General features: G+C 70.8%; 3 protein-coding genes and 1 pseudogene. 3 read left to right on the forward strand and 1 reads right to left on the reverse strand.

Features of this window, described 5'->3' with window-relative positions; translation table 11 throughout:
* A pseudogene (locus NBX02_RS12650) lies at window positions 1-998 on the reverse strand (cation-translocating P-type ATPase); the annotation flags it as partial.
* A 636-nt stretch (window positions 999-1,634) separates the two neighbouring features.
* Here NBX02_RS12650 and NBX02_RS12655 point away from each other — a divergent pair.
* The 3 genes from NBX02_RS12655 (at window position 1,635) to NBX02_RS12665 (ending at window position 4,665) form a co-directional block, all read left to right on the forward strand.
* On the forward strand, window positions 1,635-2,174 hold the full coding sequence (locus tag NBX02_RS12655) for a hypothetical protein (protein ID WP_250284374.1): 540 nt from the start codon (window positions 1,635-1,637) through the stop codon (window positions 2,172-2,174).
* Window positions 2,175-3,024: 850 nt separating this feature from the next.
* Window positions 3,025-3,384, forward strand: coding sequence for a hypothetical protein (locus NBX02_RS12660; protein ID WP_250284376.1), 360 nt, complete (start codon window positions 3,025-3,027; stop codon window positions 3,382-3,384).
* Between the two features lie 423 nt (window positions 3,385-3,807).
* Complete coding sequence (locus NBX02_RS12665; protein ID WP_250284377.1) at window positions 3,808-4,665, forward strand: peptidylprolyl isomerase; 858 nt, start codon at window positions 3,808-3,810, stop codon at window positions 4,663-4,665.
* The last annotated feature ends 274 nt before the right edge of the window (window positions 4,666-4,939 follow it).

A 4,939-nucleotide genomic window follows, 5' to 3' on the forward strand; every position in this document is an offset into this window, starting at 1 on the left:
GGCCCGGGCCGCTTGCGGGCCACCGGCCCGGCGCCGGCCCGGTCGGGGTCCCCCAGCAGCTCGGAGCCGGCGAAGGCGTCCCGGCGGGCCCGGGCGGCGGCGAGGGCGTGCACCCGGTGGGCGGCGTCCAGACCGAGACCGCTGTGGCTGCCGGCCAGCCCCAGCGCGGCGGCGTTGGCCACCGCCAGGACGATGTCCGCCCGCTGCGGCCCGATCGTCCGCTCCACGACCGCGCGCAGCCGCGGCTGGGTGTCGACGGCCATGACCAGCGCGGCGAGCTCCGCCGGCAACGGCGTCCAGCGGGCGGCGCGGCCCACTGACGCCACGGTGAGGGCGATCCCGTCCGCGGCGAGCGCGGCGGCCGCGCGCAGCACCACGGCCACCGCGTCCGGCGGGTCGGCGGCCCTGGACGGCTGACCCACGCCCACCGTGCCCTGGTCCTCGTCGGTCCGATCCCCGGCGCTCTGATCCCCGGCGCTCTGATCCCCGGCGGTCTCCTGCTCAGCCCGCTGCTCGGCCGGCTCGCCGCGGATGGCGCGAACGGCACGCTCGGCGGCCACGGCCAGCTCACCCATCCGCGGATACGGCTCGGTCAGGCCAACCAGGAGCCGTCCCAGCGGCGCGTTGACCCGGGCCCACCGCACTCCGGGACGGCGTTCCAGCTCCTGTTCCACCAGCCGCCGACGCGACGGGTGCGACAGCCCGCCGATGCCGCGCACCCGCAGGCTGGCCACCCTGAGACAGGCGCCCCCGTCGCCGCCGGGGCGGGCCAGCCGGCCGGCGGCCCGCCCCGCCCGACCGACATGAGCGACATGACCGGTGTGACCGGCCTGGTCAGGCCGGTGGTCGGACTGGTCCGCGGCGGAGGGCTCCATCCGCTCCAGCAGCGGCATCCGCTCCAGCAGCGGCCCGGCCAGCAGCATCAGTCCCGCGTCGCACAGGAGACGTCCTCCGGCCAGGGCACGCCGCGCACCCGAGCGGGGATCCGGCAGCCGCATCGGCGGACCTCCTCACCGATCCCGTCGATCGCGCTCAACCCGATCCCGTCGATCATCGACGGGGCGGCATCGACCAGCGGACGCCATGCCATCCGAGCCACACCCGGACGGCGCCCGATGCGACATCCGATTACGACATCCGATCGGCCGTCAGGCCATGGCCGACGCGCGGACCGTGGCCTGACAGCGCACGTCATGGCCGGCGCCGCGTCCCCCCACGGCTGTGGCCCCGCGGGTACCCCACTCGACAGCCGGTACCCGGTGGCCGGCACCGCCTAACCGGCGGGCGGCCCATCGGATGGCCCGCGCCCGCCGTCGCGGGGAGTGCGTCCGCCATCGCCGAACCGCCGGGAAAGGCCGCCGGGCGGACTCGGCCATCGGACGAACGAGAAGAACCGTCAGAAACACGCGCACATCGTCGCCGGACGAATATCGCGACAAGACACCGTCGTCGCAGGAGGAACGAAATACCAGAAGCGGGACGAAACGTCGGCAGCCACCCCAGCCCCGCCGAAAAATCTCCGGAACCGGGCCCAGGATCTTTTTACCCGAGGCGAAATTTTATCCAGGACGAGATCTTTTGTTTACCCGGGGTTTGCCTCTGGGGAGGGTGACATCATAGCGGAGGGAGGCTCGATGTCCCCCAAGACACACAATCACGTACGAGACGAAGAAAAAGAAGAGGCCAGGCAGGCGGAGGAATACCAGGACAGGCCGGACACGGGCGACGGAACCGGAACCCCGGCGGAACGGCCGGGGACGGAACAGCCGCGAGCCGGCCGGACGGACGAGGCCACCGGCGCCGGCCGGGCCCGCGGCGAGGCCGGCCACGAGAGCGGGCGGGCGGGAGCGGGCGAAGAGGGCGAAGCACGAAGGCCCCACACCGCCACACTGCGGACGCCGTTCGCCACGGCCCGCATCGAGATCCCGCGCGCCCCGGGCACAAGCATGAAAGTGGGCCCGGTCAGGCTGCCGTCACCAGCCCAGACCGCCTTCTACATGGGCCTGGGCGTGCTCGCCGTCACCGAACTCGTCGAATGGCCGGTCGCGGCGGCGATCGGGGCCGGTGCCTACATCGCCCAGCACAGCCACGCCCAGCACAGCCACGCCACGGCCACCGCGGCCCCGGAAAAAGCTGCAGGTCAGGATAAATCAGGGCATGGCGCGGAGACGTGACACCCCGGAAGACGGCGGACACGGGCCGACGGCAGCCGCCGATCGCGGCCACGCCCGACAGCAGGCCGCCGACGGTCACCGGCTCCATGGCCGGCCGGAAGCCGGTGACCGTCGGTCGTCGTCGATGCCTGTCAGCCGTCGCCGGTGCCTGTCAGCCATTGACGACGACCCGCGGAGACGGCGGGCGGACAGGCGGATCCCGCCGAGCCCTTCGGGCGGAAAGATCCGGGACAGCCGGTGGGCGACAGGCTCAGGCCGTCCGGACACCCGGCCTGAGCCACCGCCGGAACAGCGACGAGACCAGCACGATGACCGCCGCGCTGACGAGCTCGGCCACCAGGGCCAGCACAATATCCGACACCGCGCACTCCTCACAGATGATGATTTCTGGATGATCACCGTTGCCACCTTCGGCGGTACAGGTATCGCACAGGAAAGGGTGGCTGGTCCAATGGTTACCGGCAGCGTGAACAACCCGGTCGCATACACGGACAGGCCGGCCGGAAATCAGGATCCGCATACGGGCTCCCCCGCCACCTGAAGGGAGCGGCCGGCCACGTACAGAATCCGGCCGCGGGGCCTGCCAGCACCCCGGGGCCCGACCGGCGCACCGGCCGGACGGCCGACCACCCCGCCCTGATCGATAATATGATTCCTGATCGACGGCACGAACATGGACGACGAGTGCGGAAGGGCGGGCGCAGCAGGGCGGCGAGCACGGCGGACAGCCACGGAAACGACTGCCACGACGACCGTCCGCCCCCCTTTTTCACGATTCTGACAGAATTCGATATTCAAGATTCGATATTCAAGATGCAAGGCCCAAGGCGGACAGAAGAAATGGATCGCCATGACACACCGGCCGCGCGCTCGGATCGCGCAACGGGCACGGTTGGCGCTGCTGCCTCGGCGCCGTGTCCTGGAGGACTGGCTGCTTGTCACCGAACGGCGGATGATCCTCCATCGCAGGGCGCTGCGTACTCCGACCAACATCAACCTGGCCGAGCTGCTCGACGCGGCGCAACGCGAGTCACAGCTCGCGGTGGCCACCGCCGCGTGCCTGACCAACAGGCCGGACGCCCCGCCGGGCATCCCCCGGACAGCGATAGCGGAAGCGACGACGGACACACCGCGCCGGCCCGAACCACCCCGGCGCCAGCACACGGTACGGCCATCACGAAAGCACGACGGCGTCACCGCGGCCCGCTGACTGCGCCGGCCCCGCTGACCTGACCGAGACCAGCATCGGGCGCCTCACGCACGGTGATATCCCGCTACCGCGGGCCGGGTCAGGAGCGGGCGCGACAGCCCGCGGCAACGCACGGCCGCCCCGGTCACAGCCCTCGGCCCCACCCGAATCCCACCCGCGGCGATGCCACGGCGGTGCGGCAACCACGAGCGGGACAGCCGCACTCCGAACCCTGACGATATCCGACAACATCCGGCAATATCCGGATCATGACAGTTAATGCCATCTGAAGGTTACGCACAGCTTTCGCACAGCCGGGCCCGGCACGATACCGGTGCGGCGGCAGCGGGCGGACCGTGACTACCTACACTTCCCTTGACCGTACGCTCGCCGGCGGCGGAACGATTCCGCCCACCTCGTGACGATGGACAGGGAGGCCGACAGGTGGTGACGTCCAGGACGCGCCGACAGCGCGATCTCGCCGTGGGCAAGGCCGCCCGGCAGGCCGCACGCCGGACCGCCGCGCGGCGCCGACAGCGCAGGGTGACCGCTGTTGTCTGCGTGGGCGCCCTGATCCTGCTGACCGGCGGCATCACCGCGGCGCTGCTGCTCACCGGCGACGACGACACCGCATCCCTGTCATCTTCGGCGGTATCGCCCGCGACGGAGCCACCCGCGGCAGCCGCATCGCCCGCGGCAGCTCCGGCCGCCACCACACAGGTCGGCCCCTGCATCTACACCTCGGACGAACAGGAGCCGTCCAGACCGGTCAGCCTGCCCGCGGCAGCCGGCACGGTGAGCCGCTCCCCCGCCACGATGACCATCACCACGAACAAGGGGACGATCAAGGCCGCGCTGGACGCGGCAAAGGCGCCCTGCACCGTCCGCGCCCTGCTCACGCTGGCGAACGCCAAGTACTTCGACAACACCTCCTGCCACCGCGAAACCACCCGGAACATCTTCGTGCTCCAGTGCGGGGATCCGCAGGGCACCGGTATGGGCGGCCCGGGCTTCACCTACGCCAACGAGAACACCGACGGCGCCACATACACCCGCGGCGTCATCGCCATGGCCAACGGGGGCCCCAACACCAACGGCAGCCAGTTCTTCATCAACTACCAGGACCCGAACAAGGACGGCGTGCAGGCACTGGCCACCAACTACACGGTCGTCGGGAAGGTGACCGAGGGCCTGTCCGTCCTCGACGCCCTCACCACCCCCGGAGTCGAAGGCGGCGCCCCCGACGGCGCCCCCGCGAGCAAGCCCCAGATCCTCACCCTCACCATCACCCAGGGCGCCTGATCCGCAAGCCGCCCGGCTCAGGAGCTGCCGGAAAATAACTCCGGTTGTTGATGTCGGTCTTGTTGCGGGGCTGACAGCAGCCTCTCTCGATCGAGAACCGCAGTTATTGATCGACGGGTCCTTACCCCCATCTGGGGTGACGCCGAAGGCACCCGAGGTACTGACCCCCCAAAACCTCCCCACCCACCCTCAGCAGCCGCCAAGGATGCGCATCCACTGCTACGACGACAGCGGCGCATTCACATCCTCAACACCCAAAACCCCCAACGGACCC

This window comes from Protofrankia sp. CiP1_Cm_nod1 (genome assembly GCF_920888515.1).
GTDB lineage: Bacteria > Actinomycetota > Actinomycetes > Frankiales > Frankiaceae > Protofrankia.